Source organism: Rhizobacter sp. Root404, from assembly GCF_001425865.1.
Taxonomy (GTDB): domain Bacteria; phylum Pseudomonadota; class Gammaproteobacteria; order Burkholderiales; family Burkholderiaceae_C; genus LMDS01.
On sequence record NZ_LMDS01000004.1, the window covers coordinates 2,004,367 to 2,025,797 of the forward strand.

Annotated in this window: 21 protein-coding genes; 6 read left to right on the top strand and 15 right to left on the bottom strand. The window is 70.5% G+C overall.

All coding sequences use genetic code 11. The features are described 5' to 3' along the window. The first annotated feature begins 65 nt into the window (after positions 1–65). On the top strand, positions 66–785 hold the full coding sequence (gene ypfH, locus ASC76_RS13605; RefSeq protein ID WP_056466582.1) for an esterase: 720 nt from the start codon (positions 66–68) through the stop codon (positions 783–785). 9 nt (positions 786–794) lie between these two features. Here ypfH and ASC76_RS13610 read toward each other — a convergent pair whose 3' ends face one another. The 12 genes from ASC76_RS13610 to ASC76_RS13665 form a co-directional block, all read right to left on the bottom strand. After that, complete coding sequence (locus tag ASC76_RS13610) at positions 795–1,337, bottom strand: GNAT family N-acetyltransferase (protein WP_056466585.1); 543 nt, start codon at positions 1,335–1,337, stop codon at positions 795–797. Positions 1,338–1,357: 20 nt separating this feature from the next. Then, a complete protein-coding gene (locus tag ASC76_RS13615; RefSeq protein WP_056466588.1) occupies positions 1,358–1,609 on the bottom strand; it encodes a hypothetical protein in 252 nt (83 codons plus the stop codon). A 59-nt stretch (positions 1,610–1,668) separates the two neighbouring features. Beyond that, on the bottom strand, positions 1,669–2,154 hold the full coding sequence (locus ASC76_RS13620; protein ID WP_056466591.1) for a DUF4124 domain-containing protein: 486 nt from the start codon (positions 2,152–2,154) through the stop codon (positions 1,669–1,671). 15 nt (positions 2,155–2,169) lie between these two features. Beyond that, on the bottom strand, positions 2,170–2,391 hold the full coding sequence (locus tag ASC76_RS13625; protein WP_056466594.1) for a hypothetical protein: 222 nt from the start codon (positions 2,389–2,391) through the stop codon (positions 2,170–2,172). Between the two features lie 63 nt (positions 2,392–2,454). Beyond that, entirely contained in the window at positions 2,455–4,164 is a 1,710-nt protein-coding gene (locus tag ASC76_RS13630; protein WP_056466597.1) for a M14 family metallopeptidase, read from the bottom strand. 49 nt (positions 4,165–4,213) lie between these two features. Further along, positions 4,214–4,975, bottom strand: a complete 762-nt coding sequence (locus ASC76_RS13635) for a LytTR family DNA-binding domain-containing protein (RefSeq protein WP_056466599.1) — start codon at positions 4,973–4,975, stop codon at positions 4,214–4,216. Between the two features lie 90 nt (positions 4,976–5,065). Then, a complete protein-coding gene (locus ASC76_RS13640) occupies positions 5,066–5,824 on the bottom strand; it encodes a class II glutamine amidotransferase (RefSeq protein ID WP_056466602.1) in 759 nt (252 codons plus the stop codon). A gap of 13 nt (positions 5,825–5,837) precedes the next feature. Next, on the bottom strand, positions 5,838–7,073 hold the full coding sequence (locus ASC76_RS13645) for an NAD(P)/FAD-dependent oxidoreductase (protein ID WP_056466605.1): 1,236 nt from the start codon (positions 7,071–7,073) through the stop codon (positions 5,838–5,840). Positions 7,074–7,109: 36 nt separating this feature from the next. Beyond that, a complete protein-coding gene (locus ASC76_RS13650) occupies positions 7,110–8,555 on the bottom strand; it encodes an MFS transporter (protein WP_056466608.1) in 1,446 nt (481 codons plus the stop codon). Further along, entirely contained in the window at positions 8,552–10,600 is a 2,049-nt protein-coding gene (locus ASC76_RS13655) for a M13 family metallopeptidase (RefSeq protein ID WP_082549097.1), read from the bottom strand. Before ASC76_RS13655 ends, ASC76_RS13650 begins: the two co-directional genes overlap by 4 nt. 103 nt (positions 10,601–10,703) lie before the next feature. Beyond that, positions 10,704–12,896, bottom strand: coding sequence for a malate synthase G (locus tag ASC76_RS13660; protein WP_056466614.1), 2,193 nt, complete (start codon positions 12,894–12,896; stop codon positions 10,704–10,706). Between the two features lie 2 nt (positions 12,897–12,898). Continuing rightward, positions 12,899–13,603, bottom strand: coding sequence for a haloacid dehalogenase type II (locus ASC76_RS13665; RefSeq protein WP_056466616.1), 705 nt, complete (start codon positions 13,601–13,603; stop codon positions 12,899–12,901). Positions 13,604–13,681: 78 nt separating this feature from the next. On the opposite strand from ASC76_RS13665, the gene ASC76_RS13670 reads away from it, so the two are divergent. Beyond that, positions 13,682–14,596 (top strand): LysR family transcriptional regulator, encoded by a 915-nt coding sequence (locus ASC76_RS13670; protein ID WP_056466619.1) that lies wholly within the window; start codon positions 13,682–13,684, stop codon positions 14,594–14,596. A gap of 32 nt (positions 14,597–14,628) precedes the next feature. On the opposite strand, the gene ASC76_RS13675 is transcribed toward ASC76_RS13670, so the two are convergent. The 3 genes from ASC76_RS13675 to argS all read right to left on the bottom strand — a co-directional run bounded on the left by ASC76_RS13675 (position 14,629) and on the right by argS (position 17,814). Next, positions 14,629–15,279, bottom strand: a complete 651-nt coding sequence (locus ASC76_RS13675; protein WP_056466625.1) for a thiol:disulfide interchange protein DsbA/DsbL — start codon at positions 15,277–15,279, stop codon at positions 14,629–14,631. A gap of 76 nt (positions 15,280–15,355) precedes the next feature. Beyond that, a complete protein-coding gene (locus ASC76_RS13680) occupies positions 15,356–16,102 on the bottom strand; it encodes an SPOR domain-containing protein (protein WP_056466628.1) in 747 nt (248 codons plus the stop codon). Further along, positions 16,099–17,814: an arginine--tRNA ligase gene (argS, locus tag ASC76_RS13685; RefSeq protein WP_056466631.1), complete on the bottom strand. Its 1,716-nt coding sequence runs from the start codon at positions 17,812–17,814 to the stop codon at positions 16,099–16,101. The genes ASC76_RS13680 and argS overlap by 4 nt, the downstream gene beginning before the upstream one ends. A gap of 109 nt (positions 17,815–17,923) precedes the next feature. Here argS and ASC76_RS13690 point away from each other — a divergent pair, with 109 nt between their 5' ends. From ASC76_RS13690 to lptB, 4 genes are all read left to right on the top strand, one after another. Next, the gene (locus ASC76_RS13690) at positions 17,924–19,285 is read left to right on the top strand and encodes a serine/threonine-protein kinase (RefSeq protein WP_056467438.1); all 1,362 of its coding nucleotides are present in this window, start codon (positions 17,924–17,926) and stop codon (positions 19,283–19,285) included. A 133-nt stretch (positions 19,286–19,418) separates the two neighbouring features. Continuing rightward, on the top strand, positions 19,419–19,739 hold the full coding sequence (locus ASC76_RS13695) for a PsiF family protein (protein WP_056466634.1): 321 nt from the start codon (positions 19,419–19,421) through the stop codon (positions 19,737–19,739). Between the two features lie 146 nt (positions 19,740–19,885). Continuing rightward, positions 19,886–20,575 (top strand): lipopolysaccharide transport periplasmic protein LptA, encoded by a 690-nt coding sequence (gene lptA / locus ASC76_RS13700; RefSeq protein ID WP_082549098.1) that lies wholly within the window; start codon positions 19,886–19,888, stop codon positions 20,573–20,575. Continuing rightward, positions 20,572–21,348 carry an LPS export ABC transporter ATP-binding protein gene (gene lptB / locus ASC76_RS13705; RefSeq protein WP_235580428.1) on the top strand — a complete coding sequence of 259 codons (777 nt, stop codon included), beginning with the start codon at positions 20,572–20,574 and terminating at the stop codon, positions 21,346–21,348. The genes lptA and lptB overlap by 4 nt, the downstream gene beginning before the upstream one ends. Positions 21,349–21,431: the final 83 nt, after the last annotated feature.

The window sequence follows — 21,431 nt, forward strand, 5'->3', positions numbered from 1 at the left end:
GCCGCCGGAGCGCCCCGCCCAGTCGTGTTCCACTGGCGTCAACGACATCACGACCGCCGCGTGCCATGACCACCTCCGCCCTCGCCCACCTGCCCGAGTCGGGCGACCCCGAGCTGCTGTACCTGCTGTTCCACGGCGTCGGCGCAAGCGCCGACGCGATGGTGCCGCTGGCGCGCCGCCTGGTGCAGGAGTACCCGCAGGCCGCGGTGCTGTGCCTGAACGCGCCCGACCCGTTCGACGCGGTGCCCGGCGGCGGCGCGGGCCACCAGTGGTTCTCGGTCCGCGGCGTCGACGAGCGGAACCGACCCGGGCGCGTGGCGGCCGCGTTGCCGGCCTTCGTCGCGACCGTGCGGGCGCTGCAGGGGCGCTTCGGCATGGCCTGGGAGCGCACCGCGCTGGCCGGCTTCTCGCAGGGCGCGATCATGGCGCTCGAGGCCGTCCAGGCCGAGCCGCTGCTGGCCGGCCGCGTGCTGGCCTTCGCCGGCCGCCACGCCAGCGCGCCGGCGCACGCCCCGCTGGACACCACGGTGCACCTGCTGCACGGCCTGGCCGACCCGGTCATCCCGGCGGCGGCCGCCGTCGACTCGGCGCAGACGCTGGTCGAGCTCGGCGCCGACGTGACCGCCGACGTGCTCCCCGGCATCGGCCACGAACTGCATCCCGCGCTGATCGACAAGGCGATCGAGCAGCTGCGCACCTTCCTGCCGAAGAAGGTCTGGCGCCAGGCGCTCAGCGAGGCGCCGGTGCTGCCGCGCAGCGCGTCGAGCAGCGAGCTCGACGACTGACGGGCGGGCTCAGCGCCACTGGCGCGCGTACAGCCGGTTCTCGAACGATTCGCCGTCGAAGGTGTAGGTCGTGGCCCCTCGGTCGACGTAGCCGCGGGCCGCGTAGAAGCGTCGCGCACGCTCATTGCCGACCCAGGCGGTCAGCCACAGCGTCGATGCCCCGTCGGACTTGGCCTCCGCCTCGCAGCGGCGCAGCAGCGCGGTGCCGATCCCGCGCCCCAGGAAGGGCCGCTGCACGTAGAGGCGGACGAGTTCGAACGCGCGGGCCGCCGGCGTCGTCAGCAGCGCGTGCGTCACGCGCCGCGTCGATTGCGCGAACCCGATCAGGCGGCCGTCGCGCTCGGCCAGCACGACCCACGCGTCGGCGGCTGCGAGCCAGGCGGCGACCGCCGCGACGCCGAGGTGCTCCTCGAGCTCGCGGGCGAACCACGGTGTGATGCCCTCGGTCGCATAGGTGTCGAGGAACACCTGCGACGCCAGCACGCTGAGGCACGGGACATCGGACGTGACCGCATCGCGCAGCACCAGCTCCTGCGCAGGCACCGGGGTCATGGCGGGCGCCGACCGGCCGATCAGCCGAAGACGGTGTCGCTCTCGGCGTGGCCGCTGCTCAGGAACAGCCGCAGCACCGGCGCGGTGCCGTCGTGCTCCCAGACGCGGCCCTGCACGGCGAACTGCCGGCCGCCGATGCGCAGCACGTCGCCGACCAGCGGTGCGACGCTATGGCCCTGCCAGAACTTCGGCATCGCGACCGACGAGCGCCGCATCCAGGCCTGATCGTCCATCGAGAAGACCGGAACGATCCGAAGATTCTGGGGGTCCATGCCGACAGCTCCTGCGCGTGAAGAAAACGGGGTGCGAGCTTAGCGCGTCGGCGCGGCGCTCAAGGCGTGCGCGGCGCGCCGCACGCGGTGGCCGGATCGGGCACTTCGGTGCAGCGCTGGAACGCCTCCGGCTTGATGCCGCCGTTGACGAGCTTGTAGGGGGCGAAGCATTCCTGGCTCTCGATGTAGCGCCTCTGCCAGCCTGCGCAGTCGCGTGCATCGTTCGCGGCCGCGCGCGACGCCGCGCCGATCGAGGCAGCGGGCGCACCGCCGAGGCTGATCGCGGGCGCCGGCGACGAGGCGGCGGAGGCCGCCGCCGCACGGCCCGCCTGGCGGGCGCGCGCCTCGGCGATCGCCCGCTGCGCCGGGCTCAATTCGTACGCGTCCGAGTCGACCCGGGTCGCGCGACTCCGATACCTCTCGGGCACGGTGTCCGACAGGTGGGTCTTGCCGGCGTCGTCGACCCAGCGGTAGATGTCGGCCGCGTGGGCCGCAGGCAGGCCGATGGCCGCGGCGACGAGCGCAGGAAGCAGGCGGGCCTTCATCGCACGACGCCGCCTTCAGCCGCGCTTGCCGCCCAGCACCAGCAGCAGCCCGCCGACGACGATCGCGCCGACACCGGCCCAGATCGGCACGTTGACGGTCTCCTTCTGCTTGGCCGAGACCTCGAGCGGCCCGAGCTTCACGACCGTGGTGTCCTTGGTGTAGCTGAAGCTGCCGTAGGCCAGCCCCAGGACACCGGCGACGATCAGCACGATCGCGACCAACTTGATGGGATTCATGCGTGGATGCTCCTGACTCGATGCGCGATTGAAGCACAGCGCGGCGACGGGTGGCCCGCCGCCTCAGTCCAGGCGAACCTCGGTGCGCACGACGCCGGCACGCTCGGCCTGCGCCGTCAACGCGAGGCGCGTGCCCTTCGGTGCCCGCACGACCCACTCAACCACGGCCCGGTCGCCGGTGACCTCGCGGTTCGGCAGGAAGGCCTGCAGCGATGCCTTCGGGGCGTGGCCCTCCAGGTGCGGCCCCTCGACGCGCGGCTTGCCGCCGATCAGCGCGACCTCCGGGTGGTGGGTCGGCAGGTGGATCTCGAAGATCACACCGCGCACGACCTTGCGCGCCAGCGCCCGCTTCGTCACCGCGGCGGGCAGCCAGCCAGCGTTGCCGACCGCGAAGCGGATGCGCCAGGTATCCGGCCCGAGCGCACGCACTTCGGTGCGCAGCAATTCGAGCTTGGGCAGGCTCAGCGCGATCTGGTTCATCCACGCCGGGAAGCGCGCGACCTCGCGCTCGCGCAGCTGGGGTGGCGGGTTGCGCCAGTAGTTCATCTTGTCCCAGCCGCCGATCTCGACCGCGCCGAGCTGCGGGTGCATGAACGGGCGCCAGTCGGGGTGGGCATCGCCGCGGCACTGCTCGTCGCTCCACTTCAGCAGCTTCAGGTCGTCCTCGACCGGATGGTCGCGGTACCAGTCGATCCACTTGTAGTCGGTGATGCCGGCGGCCTTGTTCGGGCCCCACAGCTCGACCACCCAGAACAGCGCGCCGAGGTGCTCGTACAGCCAGTCCTGGGTGCCGCCGATCGTCTCCTTCGGGTGGTACTTGAAGTCGTGCCAGATGCTCACCGCCGGGTAGCCGGTCAGCTCGGTGCCGAGCGCACTGAAGCGCTTGATCGACCACAGGTCCTCCGGGATCATGTCGTCGTCGCTCTGTGTGCCCATCGGCCGCAGGATCACGCCGCTGTGCGTGTGATAACTGATCGCCGCGCCGATGTTCGGGTGCGCGAGCACGAAGTCGACCATCGCCTTGACCTCGGGCTCGCTGGTCGGGTAGTCGCCGGCGCCGGCCTGCTCGAACTCCTGGCGCCAGAAGGCCGGGAAGTTGCGGTTCAGGTCCAGGCCTTCCGGGTCCTTGTTGACCTGGATCGTCAGGCCGTCGTAGTTGGTCAGCGAGCCCTCGGGCATCAGCCGGTAGTACTCGCCGCCGAACTCGCCGGGCCGGCGCGGCACCATCAGGCGCGCGTCGCGATCGCACTTCTTGTAGCCGCCGTGCGGGTCGGGGATGCGCATGAACAGCACCCGGCCGTCGCCGTCGATGTCCTCGACCGTCAGGCCCTCGACATGGTCCTCGTCGTACGGGTAGCGGCGCGTGCTCGAGCGGATGTGGCGCGGCTTGTCGCCGAGCGCGAGTTCGGCGCCGTCCGGGTTCAGCCGCGGGCACAGGTAGACGACGCGGGTGTCGAGCAGGTGCGTGACCTGGTCGTCGCTGCCGAAGCCGGTGACGAGCTGGTGCAGGTAGTACAGCACCGCGGTGCTGGCGGTCAGCTCGGCGGCGTGAATGTTGCCGTCGGCCCAGAACGCCGGCTTGTCGGTGTCGGGGCCGGTGGCGGTGTTGGTGACGGTCGCGACCCAGATGTCGCGGCCTTCGTAGCTCTTGCCGATCGATGCGACCGAGACCAGCCCGGGGTGGGCATCGGCATAGTCGAACAGCAGGCGGGTGAGTTCGTCGTGGCGGTAGAAGGTGTCGAAGCGCGGCACCGGCGTGGCGGGGGTCGTCATGGGTCGGTTGGGGTCTCGGCTCGGGGGGTTGGTTCGGGCCGCGGCCGGCTCACCGGTCGCGGAACAGGGACTGGAAGTGTCGCGCGACCGGCAGTTTCTCGCTGCGACCGCGCAAGCTCAGCAGCATGCTGCCGGGACCGCGCTCGACGCCCGCGACCAGCCGGTGCTGAACGATGACGGATCGGTGGATCTGCCAGAACACCGCGGGATCGAGCTCCGCGCTCAATTCCTTCAGCGGCGTGCGGATCGCCCATTCGGCGTCGCCGTCGGGCCCGCTGCAGACGACGCGCGTGTAGCGGCTGTCGGCCTCGAAGTAGGCCACCCGCTCGACCGGCACCCACTGCGTCTCCTTGCCGGAGCCGGCCTGGATCGCATCCAGCGGGGCCGGCTTGCGGACCTGGCCGACGAGCTGCGCCAGCAAGTGCTGCCGATCGTCGGCGGCACGGTCGGGCGCGGCCAGATGCGTTTGCACGCGCTCGATCGTCAGGGCCAGTCGACGCGGGTCGATCGGCTTGACGACATGGTCGACATCGCCGGCTTCGAAGGCGGCCAGCGCATGGTCGCCGCGGGCGGTCACGAACACCACGCGGGCGTGCGGGCCGATGCGCTGCGCGACCTCGATGCCGGTCAGGCCGGGCATGCGCACATCGAGAAAGCACACCGCCGGCTCGTGCTCGAGGTAGGCGTCCCACGCGTCGACACCGTTGACGCATTCCGCGACCACCTGCAACGCCGGCCAGGCGCTGCCCAACGCCGCGACCAACTGGGCGCGCGGCGCCTCTTCGTCATCGGCGATCAAGGCGGTGGGCATGCGGCAGAACGCGGGGGCACGGCTTTCGGTAACCGTACAGTTTGCCCCAATTCACCCCCGCTGCGTCCTCCGGAACCGGTTTCCCGCGCCTCACACCGGCTGCGGTGTGCCGTCGACGAACACGCGCAGTTCACCCGGCGCGAACGCGGTCCAGGCTTCGTCGCGCGTCAACGGCTCGGTCACGATCACCGCGACCCGGTCGCGCGCCGACGTGTGCTCGGCGAAGTCGACCGTCACGTCGTCGTCCTGCAGCGAGGCGCGCGTGAACGGGTGCTGGCGCACCAGGTGGTGCAGGTGCGTCGAGCAGTGCGCCCACAGGGCTTGGCCGTTGCTCAGCATGAAGTTGAAGGTGCCGTGCGCGGCCGGGATCGGCGCGAGTTCGCGCAGCGTCGCGGTGAGCTCGGCGATCGGCGGCACGGTGGCATGCGCCTTCGCCAGCTCCTGCATGAGCCAGCAGAACGCGCGCTCGCTGTCGGTCTCGCCGACCGGCCGGAACGCGCCGTGCAGCCGCGGCGCGAAGCCCTTCAGGTCGCCGTTGTGTGCGAACACCCAGTAGCGGCCCCACAGCTCGCGCACGAACGGATGCGTGTTCGCCAGCGTCACCTGCCCCTGCGTCGCCTTGCGGATGTGGGCGATGATGTTCTCGCTGCGGATCGGGAAGCGCCGCACCATCTCGGCCACCGGCGATTCGCGCGCGCTCTGCGCGTCGACCATCAGCCGCACGCCCGCACCCTCGAAGAACGCGATCCCGAAGCCGTCCTTGTACTCCTCGGCGCGCGTGGCGAATCCGGTGAAGCTGAACATCACGTCGGTCGGCGTGTTGGCGTTCATGCCGAGGAGCTGGCACATGGTGTCGGGTCGCTCAGCGTCGATCGAGGAACAGCCGCGCGATACCTTTCACGCTGACCAGGTTGCCGGGGTTGCTGGTCTCGTTCAGCACGCCGCTCATGCGCCGGACGATGCGCGGGCTGCGCTTCGCGCGCCAGATCAGCAGGTCGGCGAGCCAGGGGTGGCGGTTGACGACGTTGGCGCGCTGGTACAGGTCGAAGCGCGGCTTCAGCGCCAGCAGGCGGGCCTCGTAGTCGGCGCGCACCGCGGCCTCGCGCCGCATGCCGCCCGCCAGCACCGCCTCGGCCGCGTGGATGCCGGTTTCGAAGGCCTTGCCGATGCCCTCGCCGGTGAACGAGTAGGTGCTGCCGGCCGCCTCGCCGACGACCAGCAGGCCGGGCCGCGTGTAGCGCGCGCCTTCGAGCGTGCAGCGCAGCGGGGCGCCCTTCATCGGCCCGAGCAGCGTGCCGCCCCGCATCAGCGCGCGCGCCGGTTCGTAGGCGGACTGGAAATCGCTCATGACCTGGCGCAGATTGACCTCCTGCTTGGTCAGCTTGCCGCCCTTGTGCTCGCTGTGGCTGTCGGCGATGCCCACGCCGATGTTGAACACCCCGTCGCGGCACGGGAAGATCCAGCCGTAGCCCGGCGTCAGCGCGCGGTGCCAGACGACCTCGAGTGCAGTGATGCGACCGACCATCGCGTCGTTCTTCACGTAGCCGCGCAGTGCGACACCGCTCGGCGTGTGCCGGCTCGACATGCCCGCGGCGATCAACGCCTGCGGCACCGCGCCGGTGGCCAGCAGCACCCAGCGGGCGCGCACATCGCGCGTGACGTCGCCGTGGTGGAGCTGCGCACCGACGACGACGCCGTTCTCCTCGATCGGCGCGGTGAAGCGCACCGGCGCGAACATGCGCGCGCCGGCCGCCGCGGCGGCGCGGCAGACGATCAGGTCGAGCTGCTTGCGCGGCAGCACCGCCAGCACGCCCGGCACGTCGATGCGGCCGCCGCGCGGCCCGATGCAGCCGACGAAGCCGCTGGCCTGCGCCTGCGCCATCACCTCGTCGAGCAGGCCCAGCTTGTGCAGCGCGTGGTGGGCGTCCGGGATCAGGCCGTCGCCGCAGACCTTGTCGCGCGGGAACGCGTGCTGGTCGACCAGCATCACGTCGAGCCCGGCGCGGGCCAGCACCAGTGCCGCGCTGCCGCCCGCAGGGCCGGCACCGATGACGAGCACGTCGCACGCGGCGGGAAGGGAGTCGATGCCGAGATTCATGGGCGCGCGAGAAGGACCGGGTAAAGCGGTGGGATTCTAGGAGGCGGGCGGCGTCGCGGCCGGTTCCGGCACGCCCATGCGCAAGGCCGCGATCACCGCGCACGCGGTGATGAAGCCGACCAGCACGAAGGTCTCGTGGAAGGCCCGCACCGCGGCGCCGGGCTGGGCCTGCAGCCGCCATTCGAGCACGATGCCGACCAGGCTGATGCCGACCGCGCCGCCGAGCTGGCGCATGAAGTTGATCGTGCTCGCGCCCTGCGAGATCAGCGTGTCCGGCAGGCCGCGCATCGCGCCGACGTTGAGCGAGGGCAGCACGAAGCCCAGGCCGATGCGCCCGACCACCGCCCACGCGACGATCCACCACAGCGAGCTCGCCGGGCCGACGGTGACCATCAGCAGGAACGAGGCCGCGAGCAGCGACAGGCCGAAGGCGACGATGCGGCCGAACGGCAAGCGGTCGGTGAGCCGGCCGGCGAACGGGATCGTCAGCGCGAGCACGATCCCGGCCGGCAGCAGCGCGGCGCCGGCCTGGCTCGGCGGCAGTTGCAGCGCGATCTGCATGAACACCGGCACGAGGTAGGTCGAGCCGAACAGCGCCATGCCGTAGATGAACGCGACGACACCACCCAACGCGAAGTTGCGGTGCGCGAACAGCCCGAGCGCCATCAGCGGCTGCGCGCCGCGGCGCTGGTGCGCGATGAAGCCGATCAGCGCGGTGGCGCTGCACGCGAGCAGTGCCCAGCCGGTGGCGGTGCCGGCGCCATGCAGCTGCACCATGCCGTTGAGCAGGGCGAGCACGGCGATCGCCATCAGCCCGAGGCCGACCACGTCGAGCCGCGCACCACCCCGGTCCACCGGCGCGCCGCCGGGCGCGCTGATCGGCAGGTAGCGGCGCGCGAGCGGCAGTGCGACCAGGCAGAACGGTGCGACGACGAAGAAGATCGAGCGCCAGCCGAACCACTCCACCAGCACGCCGCCGACGCTCGGCCCGATCGCCGGCGCGAGCACGACGCCGAAGCCGAAGATGCCCATCGCCTTGCCCTGTTCGGCGCGGCCGAAGGCGTGCATCACGACGATCGCCGGGATCGGCTGCAGCACGCCCGCCGCCAGGCCCTCGGCCACGCGCATCGCCAGCACCAGCTCGAACCACGGGCTCAGGCCCCCGATCACGCCGCCGGCCAGCAGCAGCGACACGACGCCGTAGTAGGTGTGGCGATAGCCGAAGCGCTGCAGCAGCCACGGCGTGGTCAGCATCGACAGCGTCATCGCCGCCATGAAACCGGCGGACAGCCACTGTGCGCGCTCCTGCCCGAGGTGGAACACGCGGCTCATGTCGGGCACCGCGACGTTGACGATGGTCGACGCCATGATCGACGCCATCGTGCCGATCATCACCGTCAGCAGCACGCGCCAGCGGTAGCGCGGGCCGAAGCGCCGTTCGAGGCCGGCGCGCGAGTGCGGATGCGGGTCGGTGTCGGTCACCAGATGGAGACCCGCTCGGTGGGCGGCAGGTACATGCCGTCGCCCGGGCTCAGGCCGAACGTGGCGTCGAAGGCCGGGTGGTTGCGCAGCGTGCCGAGCACGCGAAACTCGTCGGGCGAGTGCGGGTCGGACTTGATCAGCGCGAGCAGCGCGTCGTCGCGCGCCTTGCCGCGCCAGGCCTGCGCGAAGCCGTAGAAGAAGCGCTGCGCGCCGGTCAGCCCGTCGATCACCGGCGCCGGTTTGCCGTTCAGCGAACGCTGCCACGCCTTCCACGCGATCGCGAGGCCGGAGTTGTCGGCGATGTTCTCGCCGAGCGTCAGCTCGCCGTTCACGTGGTAGGCCGGCGGCACCGCGACGAACGCGTCGTACTGCGCGACCAGCGCCTTGGTCTTCGCGGCGAAGCGGGTCTTGTCGGCGTCGGTCCACCAGTCTCGCAGGTTGCCGTCGCCGTCGTACTGCGCGCCCTCGTCGTCGAAGCCGTGGCTGATCTCGTGACCGATCACGCTGCCGATCGCGCCGTAGTTGGCGGCGTCGTCGGCGTCGGGATCGAAGTTGGGCTTCTGCAGGTACGCCGCGGGAAAGACGATCTCGTTCATCGAGGCGTCGTAGTAGGCGTTCACCGTCTGCGGGTTCATCTGCCACTCGCCGCGGTCGATCGGCTGGCCGAGCTTGGCGAGCTGGCGCGTGTCCTCGAAGCGGCGCGCGCGCATCACGTTGCCGACCAGGTCGTCGCGGCGGATCTCGAGCGTCGCGTAGTCGATCCAGCGCGCCGGATAACCGATCTTGGTGTTGAACTTGGCCAGCTTGGCCAGCGCCTGTGCGCGCGTGGCCGGGCCCATCCAGTCGAGCGTGACGATGCTCTCGCGGTAGGCGGCGCGCAGGTTGTCGACCATCGCGTCCATGCGCGCCTTGCTGGCCGGCGGGAAGTAGCGGGCCACGTAGGCGCGGCCCAGGCCCTCGCCGATCGACTCGTCGACCAGCGCGATGCCGCGCTTCCAGCGCGGACGGTTCTCGGTCGTGCCGCTCAGCACGGTGCCGGCGAAGGCAAAGCGGTTGTCGACGAACGCGCGGGCCAGGTACGGCGAATAGGCGCCGAGCAGCTTGGCCCGCGCGTAGACCTTCCAGGTCGGCAGCGGCGTCGCCGCGACCAGCCGGCCCAGGCCGGTCAGGTAGCTGGGCTGGCGCACCAGCACATCGGGCGTGCGGCCGGCGAGGCCGGCGGCAGCCAGGTAGGCCGGCGCGTCCAGGCCCGGCGCGAGCGCGGCCAGGTCGGCCAGCGCGACGCGGTTGTAGGCCTTGACCGGGTCGCGGTTCTCGACCGCGCTCCATTGCGCGCGGGCCAGTTCGGTCTCGAGCGCGAGGATCGCCCTGGCGCCGGCGGCGGCGCCGGCCGCGTCCTGCCCGCCGAGGGTCAGCAGGGTCGTGAGGTACTCGACGTACTTGCCGCGCACCGCGGCGAACTTCGCGTCGTCCAGGTTCAGGTAGTAGTCGCGGTTGGGCAGGCCGAGGCCGGCCTGCACCAGCGAGGGCACGTAGCGCGTCGCGTCGCGGTCGTCCTGGCCGACGTACATGCCGATCGGCATGCCGACGCCGATCGCGCCGAGCCGCGCCATCAGTGCCGCGAGCCCGCGGCCATCGGTGACGGCATCGATGGCCGCGAGCTCCCCGCGCAGCGGCGCGAGGCCGCGTTGCTCGACCGTCGCCTCGTCCATGAAGCTGGCGTAGAGCTCGCCGATCTTGCGTGCGTCGGCATCGGCGGGGCGGCGCTGGGCCTCCTCGACCAAGGTGCGCAGGTGCTGCTGCGTGGTGTCGTGGATCTGCTCGGCGGCGCCGATGTAGGCCTTGTCGGGCGGGAAGGTCGTGGCCTTGAGCCAGCGGCCGTTCGCATGGGCGTAGAAGTCGTCCTGCGGGCGGACGCCGGGATCGATCGCCGCCAGGTCGACGCCGCTGGTGGGCGCGGCCGGGCGGAAGGCCGAGGGCGTGCCGGCGCACGCGACGAGCAGCGCGGCGGCTGCGAGGCTCAGGGTGAAGGCGGGCAATCTCAAGCGGGGCTCCTGCAGCGGTCGGTCAACCGCGGGTCGTGTCGACGCGCCGGTGGGCGCAGCGCGCGACTCTACCCCTCGCGGGCGCCGCAGCGCCCGCGCCGGCTCACAACGCCTTGACCTTCAGCCGCCAGGCGTGCAGAAGTGGCTCGGTGTAGCCGCTCGGCTGCACCAGGCCCTTGAACACCAGATCGTGCGCGGCCTGGTAGGCGGCCGATTCCTTGAAGCGGCCGGCCATCGGCTGGTAGAGCGGGTCGCCGGCGTTCTGCCGGTCGACGATCTTGGCCATGCGCTTGAGCGTGGCGTTGACCTCCTTCTTGCTCACCACGCCGTGCAGCAGCCAGTTCGCCATGTGCTGGCTGCTGATGCGCAGCGTCGCGCGGTCTTCCATCAAGCCGATGTTGTGGATGTCGGGCACCTTGGAGCAGCCCACGCCCTGGTCGATCCAGCGCACCACGTAGCCGAGGATGCCCTGCGCGTTGTTGTCGAGCTCCTGCTGGCGCTCGGCGTCGGTCCACTTGGCCTTCTTGACGACCGGCACGGTCAGCAGGCCTTCGAGGATCGCGGGCGCCACGGCAGCCGCATCGGTCTTCTCGAGCGACTTCTGCACCGCGGCCACGTCGACCTGGTGGTAGTGCAGCGCGTGCAGCGTCGCGGCGGTCGGGCTCGGCACCCAGGCGGTGTTGGCGCCCGAGCGCGGGTGCGCGATCTTCTGCTCGAGCATCGCGGCCATCAGGTCGGGCATCGCCCACATGCCCTTGCCGATCTGCGCCTTGCCGCGCAGGCCGCATTGCAGGCCGACCAGCACGTTGTTGCGCTCGTACGCGGCGATCCAGGCGCTGCCCTTCATGTCGCCCTTGCGCAGCATCGGGCCGGCCTGCATGGCGGTGTGCATCTCGTCGCCGGTGCGGTCGAGGAAGCCGGTGTTGATGAACGCGACGCGGTCGGCCGCGGCGGCGATGCAGGCCTTCAGGTTGACGCTGGTGCGGCGCTCCTCGTCCATGATGCCGAGCTTGACGGTCGCCTTCGGCAGCCCGAGGAGTCGCTCGACGCGGCCGAAAAGTTCGCTCGCGAATGCCACCTCGGCCGGGCCGTGCATCTTGGGCTTGACGATGTAGACCGAGCCCTTGCGCGAGTTGACGATGCCGTCCTTGCCGTGGCGCTGCAGGTCGTGCAGCGCGATCGTCGTCGTGATGACGGCGTCCATGATGCCTTCGGGAATTTCCCGGCCGTCCGCGCCCCACAGGATCGCCGGGTTCGTCATCAGGTGGCCGACATTGCGCAGGAACAGCAGCGAGCGGCCGTGCAAGCGGACGGGTTCACCGTTGGCGCCGACATAGACGCGGTCGGCATTCAGGCCGCGCGTGAAGGTCCTGCCGCCCTTGCTCACCTTTTCGGTCAGCGTGCCCTTCAGGATGCCGAGCCAGTTGCCGTAGGCCTGGACCTTGTCGTCGGCATCCACGACCGCCACCGAGTCCTCCAGGTCGAGGATGGTCGAGAGCGCCGATTCGAGCACCAGGTCGGCCACGCCGGCCGGGTCGCTCTTGCCGATCGCGGTCGAGCGGTCGATGCGCAGGTCCAGGTGCAGGCCGTTGTGCTGCAGCAGCACGCCGGACGGCGCGGCCGCATCGCCCTGGTGGCCGATGAATTGCACGGGCTTGGCGAGTCCCGTCGTCGTGCCGTTCGCGAGCGTGACGACGAGCGCGCCGCCTTCGACCTTGTAGCCGGTCGAGTCGACGTGCGAGCCCTTCTTGAGCGGTGCGGTGCGGTCGAGCACATGGCGTGCGTAATTGATCACCTTCGCGCCACGCACCGGGTTGTAGCCCGTGCCCTTCTCGGCGCCATCGGCCTCGGCGATCGCGTCGGTGCCGTACAGCGCGTCGTACAGCGAGCCCCAGCGCGCGTTGGCGGCGTTGAGCGCGTAGCGGGCATTGGTGATCGGCACGACGAGTTGCGGGCCGGCCTGCAGCGCCAGTTCGGCGTCGACGTTCTTCGTCGTCGCCTTGACGACCGGCGGCACCGGCACCAGGTAGCCGATCTTGGTCAGGAAGGCCTGGTATTTGGCCGGGTTCTTGATCGGCCCGGGGTGCTTCTTGTGCCAGTGGTCGAGCTCGGTCTGCAGCCGGTCGCGCTCGACGAGCAGCGCGGCGTTCTTCGGCGCGAGGTCGCTGACGATCGCGTCGAAGCCCTGCCAGAAGGCGGCGGCGTCGATGCCGGTGCCGGGCAGCACCTGCTCCTCGACGAAGCGGTGCAGCGTGGTGGCGACTTGGAGGCCGTGAAGCGTGGTGCGATCAGTCATGGTCATGCAGCGGTTGGTGGATCGAAAAAGGAAAGGACGTCGCGCAGGCTGGTGCCGATGCGCGTGGGGTTCGTGTCGAGCTGCTCCAGCGGCAGGTCGAAGCGGTTGACCCAGAGTGTCGTGTACCCGGCCCAGGTCGCGCCGATCGCGTCCCAGCCGTTGCTCGACACGAACAGGATCTCCCGCGCGGGCAGGTTCAGCGCCTGCGTGCCGAGGGCATACGTGGCCGGGTCGGTCTTGAACTTCTTCAGCGCGTGGACGCTGATCACGTGCGCGAGCAGGCCGGAGAAACCGGCACTCTTGACCGCGACACCGAGCATCTCGGGGTCGCCGTTGCTCAGGATGCCGGCCGGGATACCGCGCGCCTTCAGCTCGGCCAGCACCTCGCGGTTCTCGGGGAAGCTGCTGAGGTGGCGGTACTGGTTCATCAGCCGGTCCTCGGCGACCGGCGTCAACGCCAGGCCCAGGCGCAGCGCCGCGAAGCGCAGGCCGGCGCGGGTCAGCTCCCAGAACGGCTTGTATTGGCCGCTCATCGAGGTCAGGCGGGTGTAGTCGATCTGCTTGTCGCGCCACAGCACGGACAGGCGTTCACCGAAGCCAGGGAACAGCTGCTCGGCCAGCAGCGAGACGCTGTAGACATCGAACAGCGTGCCGTAGGCGTCGAAGAGCACCGCGCGGGGACGGATGACGGGGGCAGCTTTGTCCATCCAGGAAATTTATTCGATAACCCAACCGGCATTAAGTACGATGCGATCGCTGGATTGATGACTAAATTGCACTGAATCGTGGACAAGCTGAAGCAGATCGAGTCGTTCGCCGCCGTCGCGACCCGAGGCAGCCTGACCGCCGCCGCCGCCGCCGAAGGCGTCGCGCCCGCAGTGATCGGGCGCCGCATCGACGCGCTGGAAGCGCGGCTCGGGGTCAAGTTGCTGGTGCGCACGACGCGGCGGATCAGCCTGACGCACGAAGGCAGTGCCTTCCTCGAGGACTGCCAGCGCCTGCTCGCCGACTGGGCGAACGCCGAGGCCAGCGTCAGCGCCGGCGGCGTGAAGGCCAGCGGGCACCTGCGGATCACCTCGCCGGCTGGCTTCGGGCGGCGCCATGTCGCGCCGCTGGTGCCGCGCTTCCTGGCGCTGCACCCGGAGGTCAGCCTGTCGCTGAACCTGTCGGACCGCGTCGTCGACATCGTCAACGAGAGCTTCGACTGCGCGGTGCGCGTCGGCGATCTGCCCGACAGCAGCCTGGTCAGCGTGCGGCTCGCCGACAACCGGCGGCTGTGCGTCGCCACGCCCGCCTACCTGAAGCGCGCCGGCACGCCGATGCACCCCGGCGACCTGGCGCGCCACGAGTGCCTGGCGCTCAGCAGCGACGCCAGCCAGACGCGTGGCTGGGCGTTCCAGGTCGACGGCGAAGTCATCCACCTGCGCCCGACCGGGCGCCTCGACTGCACCGACGGCCAGGTGCTGCACGCCTGGTGCTCGGCCGGGCTCGGGTTGGCCTGGCGCTCGGCCTGGGAGGTGGCGCAGGAGGTCGCGAGCGGCGAACTCGTCAGCGTGCTCGACGCGTTCGCCGCGCCGCCGAACGGCATCTACGCGGTGTTCCCGCACGCCAAGCACCTGGCGCTGCGGGTGCGGCTGTGGATCGATTTCCTGAAGCACAGCTACGGCGATGCAGCGTACTGGAAGCGCTCGCCCGCTTGAACTGACCGGCGCGGCCGCGCGCGCGACGGCGATCAGCTCGTCTTGCGCAGCCGCTGCACCAGGAAATCGGTGACCGTGAGCGCCCGTGGGTTGTCGCCGGCGAGCGTGCCCGAGGTGAAGAACCGGCCCTGGATGCCGAGCGCCGGCACGCCGTCGATCTTGTAGCCGCTCACCAGCTGGTCGGCCTGGCGCAGCTTGGCCTGGATCGCGAACGAATCGTAGGCCTCCATGAACCTGGCCGCGTCGACGCCGCTCTTGGTCATGAACGCGGAGATCTCCGCGGGCTGGTCGAGCCGCATCCGGTCGGCGTGGATCGCATAGAACACGCGGCGGTGCATGGTGGCGAGCAGTCCGAGACTGTCCAGCGCATAGAAGATGCGCTGGTGCGGCACGAAGCCGGCGATGCCGAACGCCGCCGGCACGCGCCGGAACGCCACGTCGGCCGGCAGTTGCTTGGACCAGGCGTCGAGCGTGGGCTCGAAGGCGTAGCAGTGCGGGCAGCCGTAGCGGAAGAAGTCGATCACCTCGATCTTGCCGGCCTCGGCGAACACGGCCACGGGCTGGCTGAGCCGCACGTAGTGCTGGCCCTCCACCGGGCCGCCCTGGGCGGGCGCGAGCGCGGGCCAGGCCAGCGCTGCGGCGCCGGCGCCGAGCAGGGAGGTCGAGAAGACGCGACGTTTCATGGGAGGTGCCGATGGTGGAAGAGTGGACGACGGACCCGGAGGGATCAGCAAAGTTCAGGCCCGGGACCGAGCATGTTCAACGCTGGACCCGCACCAGCGCCGCCTCGACGCCCGCATCGCCCAGCTTGGCCTTCGTGGCCTCGGCGTCGCCCTTGCGCTCGAAAGGGCCGACGCGCACGCGATAGACGGTGCGGCCGGCCTGCTCGCGCTCGGTCAGGCGACCCTCCATGCCGAGCATCGCCAGCTTGGCGCGTTGCTGTTCGGCATCTTCCGGCCGGCCATACGCACCGGCCTGGACGTAGTAGGTGAACGGGTCGGCGCCGCCGGACGCACCGGACGCCGCCGGGGCCGTGGTCGTGATCTTCGGCGCGGGCGGCGGCGCCTTGTCGGCCAGGATCGCGGCCGGGTCGCGGGTGCTGGCCGGCGCCGAGGCTCGGCCGGCGGGCGCGGACGCACGGGCAGCAGGCGGCGGCGTGACGCTGCCGGTGACCGCCGGCGCGGGCAGCGCACCCGGCTGCGGCGTGGCCACCGACGGCAGCGGCGCCACGGTGCCGCTGGCCGCGTTGTTCGGCTTGGCCGGGTTCTTGCCGTAGAGCGGGCTGTTCGGGTCCCAGTTCTTGTTCTTCTGGGTCTCGGCCGCGTCCTGGTCGGCGGTGCGCTGCGGCACCTTGTTGACGAACGGGATCGGCACCTTGGTGACGTACAGCGCCACGCCGAGTGCCAGCGCCAGGCCGATCAGCAGGCCGATGATCAACCCCACGGCGAAGCCGCCACGTTGCCTGTCGAAGCCGCCAAGTGGGCGGGAAGGATGCTTGCTGCTCATGCGGTTTCCAGCTTGTCTCGGGATTCGGCGTCGCGGTCCATGCGCTCGGGCGCGTCGACCCCGAGCACCGCGAGCGCATTGCGGATGACCTGGCGCGTCGCGATCAGCAACGCGATGCGTGCCCGCGCCAGCGCCGCGTCGTCGACCAGCACGCGTTCGGCGGCGTAGTAGCTGTGGAACGCGCCGGCCACGTCGCGCAGGTAGAAGGTCAGGTCGTGCGGCGCGAGGCCGGCGGCGGCGTTCGCCAGCATCGCCGGGAACTCGGCGAGCTTGAGCATCAGCGCTGCCTCGGTCGGGGCCGAGAGGAGCGACAGGTCGGGCGTCGCGTCGAGCGCGCCACGTTGCTCGACGTAGTTGCGGATCACCGAGCAGATCCGCGCATGCGCGTACTGCACGTAGAACACCGGGTTCTCGTCGTTCTGCTTCAAAGCCAGGTCGACGTCGAACGTGAACTCGCTGTCCGCCTTGCGGCTGAGCAGGAAGAAGCGCACCGCGTCGCGGCTGGTCCAGTCGATCAGGTCGCGCAGCGTCACGTAGCTGCCGGCGCGCTTGGAGATCTTGACCTCCTCGCCGCCCTTCATCACCGTGACCATCTTGTGCAGCACGTACTCGGGGTAGCCGGCCGGCACGCCGCGGTCCGCAGCCTGCACGCCGGCGCGCACCCGGGCGACGGTGCCGTGGTGGTCGCCGCCCTGGATGTTGATCGCCTTCGTGTAGCCGCGCTCGTGCTTGTGCAGGTGGTAGGCGACGTCGGGCACGAAGTAGGTGTAGGTCTGGTCGGACTTGCGCATCACGCGGTCCTTGTCGTCGCCGTACTCGGTGGTGCGCAGCCAGAGCGCGCCGCCTTCCTCGAAGGTCTTGCCGGCGGCGATCAGGCGCTGCACTGCGTCGTCGACCCGGCCGCTCGAATACAGGCTGGACTCGAGGAAGTAATGGTCGAAGCGCACGCCGAAGGCCTGCAGGTCCAGGTCCTGTTCGTGGCGCAGGTAGGCGACGGCGAACTGGCGGATGCCGTCGAGGTCGTCGACGTCTCCCGAGGCGGTGTACGCGCGGTCGTCGGCGGTCACGGTCTTCTTCGCGAGGAAATCGGCGGCGATGTCGGCGATGTACTCGCCGTTGTAGGCCGACTCGGGCCACTGCGGGTCGCCCGGCTTGAAGCCGCGCAGGCGCGCTTGCACCGAGTTCGCGAGCGTCGCGATCTGCACGCCGGCGTCGTTGTAGTAGAACTCGCGGCTGACCTGCCAGCCCTGGGTCTCGAACAGGTTGCAGATCGCGTCGCCGAGCGCCGCCTGGCGCGCGTGGCCGAGGTGCAGCGGGCCGGTCGGGTTGGCCGAGACGAACTCGACCAGCACCTTGTCGGCCTTCGCCGGCTGGCGGCCGAACCCATCGCCGGCGGCGGTGATCTCGGCGACGATCGCCTGCTTGGCCGCGGCCTTCAGGCGCAGGTTGATGAAGCCGGGACCGGCGATCTCGAGCGCATCGACCCAGCGCTGCACGGCCGGCTGGCGTTTCAGCGCGTCGACGAGTGCGGCCGCGACCTCGCGCGGGTTCTTCTTCAGCGCCTTGGCGAGCGGCATCGCCGCGGTGCAGGCAAGGTCGCCGTGCGCGGCCTGCTTGGGGGATTCGAAGGCCGGGGCGAGCGTGCCGCCGGGCGCGACCTCGGCCATCGCGGCGCCGAGCGCGTCGAGGAGGTCCTGCTTGGCTTGGATCATCCAACGATTCTACGGGGGGCGACGTGGCGGGATTGGTTGCACATTGCCCGCCAGTTCGGCCGAGCGCGGACCCCGCGCCGATGCGAAGATGCGCCCTGCCGACCGCCTCATGAAAACCGTTCCGACGCCTTTCTCCGCCAGCCCGACGGACGAACCCGCGCTGCCCAGCCACATCGGCAAGTACCGGGTGCTGCGGCGCCTGGGCGAAGGCGCGACCGCGGAGGTGTTCCTGTGCCACGACGCGTTCAAGGGCATCGACGTGGCGATCAAGCGGGTGCGCCCGAATGCCAGCGGCGACGCCACGGCCGAGCGCTATTCCGAGCGCTTCTTCGCAGCCGAGGCGGCCCTGGTCGGGCGCCTGAACCACCCGAACGTGGTGCAGATCTTCGACGCCGTGCCCGACCCGGTCGCGCCCTACCTGGTGATGGAGTACGTGCCCGGCAGCACGCTGCGGCCGTTCGGCCGGCCCGACAACCTGATCGCGCTGGAGCTGGTCGTCGAGATCGGCTTCAAGTGCGCGATGGCGCTCGGCTACGTGTACCGCCAGGGCCTGATCCACCGCGACGTGAAGCCGGCCAACCTGCTGGCGGTGCTGACCAACGGCGCCGTCACGGACGTGAAGATCAGCGACTTCGGCAGCGTGTTGAACCTGTCGGCCGACACGACCCAGATCTACCGCGTCGGCTCGCTGGCCTACATGTCGCCCGAGCAGCTCGACGGCAGCGCGCTGGACTGCCGTGCCGACATGTACTCGCTTGGCGCCGTGCTCTACCAGCTGATCGCCGGGCGGCCGCCGTTCGATGCGCAGGTGCAGTCGGCCATGATGCACCAGATCTACCACGTCAAGCCGGCCTCGCTGGCCTCGCTGCGCGACGGCGTGAGCCCGGCGCTGGATGCGACGATCCAGCGCGCGCTGGCGAAGCAGCCGGAGCAGCGCTATGCCAACTGGGAGGAGTTCGCGCAGGCGCTGTCGGCGCTGATCACCAACCAGCAGGTGCCGCGCGGGCAGCTGCAGGGCGTGCTCGATTCCGAGCGCTTCAACCTGCTGCGCACGCTCGACTTCTTCTCGAGCTTCGGCGACGTGGAGCTGTGGGAGGTGGTGCATCGCGCGAAGTGGCAGCGCTTCCATTTCGGCCACGCGCTGTACCGCAAGGGCGAGGAAGGCAACAGCTTTCACATCCTCGCGCAAGGCGAGGTCGAGGTGTTTCGCGACGGCAAGCGGGTCGCGAAGCTGGGGCCGGGCACCTCGGTGGGCGAGATGGCCTACCTCGCGCCGAACCCCGAACTCAAGCGGCACAGCACCGACGTGCTGGTCAGCGAGCCGGCGACGACGATCTCGTTCACCCCCGACACGCTGGTGCAGGTGAGCCCGGGCTGCAAGCACCTGTTCGACGAGGCGTTCATCCGCGTGCTGGTCCGACGCCTGCACGTCGCGCACGAAGCGCTCGCCCATCCGCGGCGCATCCTGTAAGCGAGCGCAGCGGCACGCGCTCGTGTCCACCGCGAGACAGCCGGCGGCGTTGTGCCCTTGCTGGCACATCGGCCCCATGCTTCAATGTCCGCCGGCACCCTGCCCCACTTCAACAGACTCCTGAGGAGCCCCGATGAAACACCTGATGACCGTTCTGGCCCTGTCCGTGGCCTGCCTCTCGACCTCGGCCTTCGCGACCACCCACAAGGAAGCGCCCGACATGGCCAAGGGTGCCAGCGCGCCGATGGGCAAGCAGCAGACCAAGATGGCCGAGTGCAACAAGGACGCCGGCGACAAGAAAGGCGACGAGCGCAAGGCATTCATGAAGACCTGCCTGTCGGCCAAGAAGGCGACCCAGCAGGAAAAGATGAAGGCCTGCAATGCCGACCCGAAGGCCAAGGCCGCGAAGGGCGACGAGCGCAAGGCGTTCATGAAGGAATGCCTGAGCAGCTGATACGCTGTTGAGCCCTGGCGCCAGCCAGGGCTTCAAGTGCGACATTTCTCGCGCCCCGCCCCCGATCCGTCGGATCGACCCGGGCGCTCGGCGCGCCGGGTATGAAACCACGTCGGCTAGAATGGCCTGCAAGTTTCATGCCTTTTATGACCCACTCCCGCCTCCCCCCTTCGATCCGCCGATCCGCAGCTGGCCTGTCGTGCCTGGCCGCGTTGCTGCTGGGGGCGCCGGTGGCGCAGGCCGAGCGGAGTGACCGGCTGCAGAAGATCAACATCGCCGCCGACCGCGAGGGCCTGATCGACACCCGCCAGCAGGTCGTCACCTACGACGGCAACGTCGTGATCAGCCAGGGGACGATGGTGATTCGCGCCGGCCGCGTCGAGGTGCGCGAGCTGCCGAGCGGCTACTACACCGCGGTGGCGCTGGGCAGCTCGAGCAAGCCGGCCACGTTCCGCCAGAAACGCGACGGCGTCGACGAATACTGGGAAGGCGAGGCCGAGCGCCTCGAGTTCGACGGCCGGACCAACGTGGTGCGTTTCGTCAACGGCGCGCAACTGCGCCAGCTGCGCGGCGCCACGCCGGCCAGCGAGATCGCCGGCAACCTGATCACCTACGACGCGACGACCGAGAAGACCACGGTCACCGGCGGCGCCAAGCCGACCGCCGCGAACCCGAACGGCCGCATCACCTCGGTGATCACGCCGCGCCAGGGCACCGAGGCCGCCGCCGAGATCGAAGCCGCCGCCGCGATGGCCGCTTCGGCGCCGCTGAAGACGAGCCCCGCGCTCGGCGCCTCCGCGCCCGCACCCGCATCGGCCGGGAAGGACAAGCGTTGACTGTCTCCGGCCTGGACCCGACCGCCACGCGCGAGCACCGGCTCGAAGCCTCCGGCCTGCGCAAGTCCTACGGCGCGCGCACCGTCGTCAAGGACGTGCACCTGTCCGTGCGCAGCGGCGAGGTCGTCGGGCTGCTCGGGCCGAACGGCGCGGGCAAGACGACGAGCTTCTACATGATCGTCGGCCTGGTCCGGGCCGACGCCGGCGAGATCACGATCGAGGGCGAGCGGGTCGAGCGGCTGCCGATCCACCGGCGCTCGCGGCTCGGCCTGTCGTACCTGCCGCAGGAGGCCTCGATCTTCCGCAAGCTGACCGTCGAGGAGAACGTGCGCGCGGTGCTCGAACTGCAGGTCGATGCGGCCGGCAAGGCACTGAAGCCGGCCGTGATCGACGAACTGCTCAACGGGCTGCTGCACGATCTGTCGATCGACAAGCTGCGCGCCTCGCCGGCGCCGGCGTTGTCGGGCGGCGAGCGCCGCCGCGTCGAGATCGCGCGGGCGCTGGCGACCCAGCCGCGCTTCATCCTGCTCGACGAGCCGTTCGCCGGCGTCGACCCGATCGCGGTGATCGAGATCCAGCGGATCATCGGCTTCCTGAAGAGCCGCGGCATCGGCGTGCTGATCACCGACCACAACGTGCGCGAGACGCTGGGCATCTGCGACCGCGCCTACATCATCAGCGAGGGACGTGTGCTGGCCGAGGGCACGCCGACCGAGATCGTCGACAACGCGGATGTCCGCAAGGTCTACCTCGGCGAACACTTCCGAATGTGACATGGAGCCCCTCGTCCGTCGAGTGCGCCGGCCGATCCCCCGAGGGGATGCGGGCCTGCTTGGGAGCGGCCCGGCGCCGGGCC

Excerpts from the sequence above, each read along its gene's own strand:
- argS (WP_056466631.1), bottom strand. The coding sequence starts at position 17,814 with ATGATCCAAGCCAAGCAGGACCTCCTCGACGCGCTCGGCGCCGCGATG.
- ASC76_RS13690 (WP_056467438.1), top strand. The coding sequence starts at position 17,924 with ATGAAAACCGTTCCGACGCCTTTCTCCGCCAGCCCGACGGACGAACCC.
- lptA (WP_082549098.1), top strand. The coding sequence starts at position 19,886 with ATGACCCACTCCCGCCTCCCCCCTTCGATCCGCCGATCCGCAGCTGGC.
- ASC76_RS13625 (WP_056466594.1), bottom strand. The coding sequence starts at position 2,391 with ATGAATCCCATCAAGTTGGTCGCGATCGTGCTGATCGTCGCCGGTGTC.
- ASC76_RS13630 (WP_056466597.1), bottom strand. The coding sequence starts at position 4,164 with ATGACGACCCCCGCCACGCCGGTGCCGCGCTTCGACACCTTCTACCGC.
- ASC76_RS13615 (WP_056466588.1), bottom strand. The coding sequence starts at position 1,609 with ATGGACCCCCAGAATCTTCGGATCGTTCCGGTCTTCTCGATGGACGAT.
- ASC76_RS13660 (WP_056466614.1), bottom strand. The coding sequence starts at position 12,896 with ATGACTGATCGCACCACGCTTCACGGCCTCCAAGTCGCCACCACGCTG.
- ASC76_RS13680 (WP_056466628.1), bottom strand. The coding sequence starts at position 16,102 with ATGAGCAGCAAGCATCCTTCCCGCCCACTTGGCGGCTTCGACAGGCAA.
- ASC76_RS13695 (WP_056466634.1), top strand. The coding sequence starts at position 19,419 with ATGAAACACCTGATGACCGTTCTGGCCCTGTCCGTGGCCTGCCTCTCG.
- ypfH (WP_056466582.1), top strand. The coding sequence starts at position 66 with ATGACCACCTCCGCCCTCGCCCACCTGCCCGAGTCGGGCGACCCCGAG.
- ASC76_RS13635 (WP_056466599.1), bottom strand. The coding sequence starts at position 4,975 with ATGCCCACCGCCTTGATCGCCGATGACGAAGAGGCGCCGCGCGCCCAG.
- ASC76_RS13640 (WP_056466602.1), bottom strand. The coding sequence starts at position 5,824 with ATGTGCCAGCTCCTCGGCATGAACGCCAACACGCCGACCGACGTGATG.
- ASC76_RS13610 (WP_056466585.1), bottom strand. The coding sequence starts at position 1,337 with ATGACCCCGGTGCCTGCGCAGGAGCTGGTGCTGCGCGATGCGGTCACG.
- ASC76_RS13645 (WP_056466605.1), bottom strand. The coding sequence starts at position 7,073 with ATGAATCTCGGCATCGACTCCCTTCCCGCCGCGTGCGACGTGCTCGTC.
- ASC76_RS13665 (WP_056466616.1), bottom strand. The coding sequence starts at position 13,603 with ATGGACAAAGCTGCCCCCGTCATCCGTCCCCGCGCGGTGCTCTTCGAC.
- ASC76_RS13675 (WP_056466625.1), bottom strand. The coding sequence starts at position 15,279 with ATGAAACGTCGCGTCTTCTCGACCTCCCTGCTCGGCGCCGGCGCCGCA.
- ASC76_RS13620 (WP_056466591.1), bottom strand. The coding sequence starts at position 2,154 with ATGAAGGCCCGCCTGCTTCCTGCGCTCGTCGCCGCGGCCATCGGCCTG.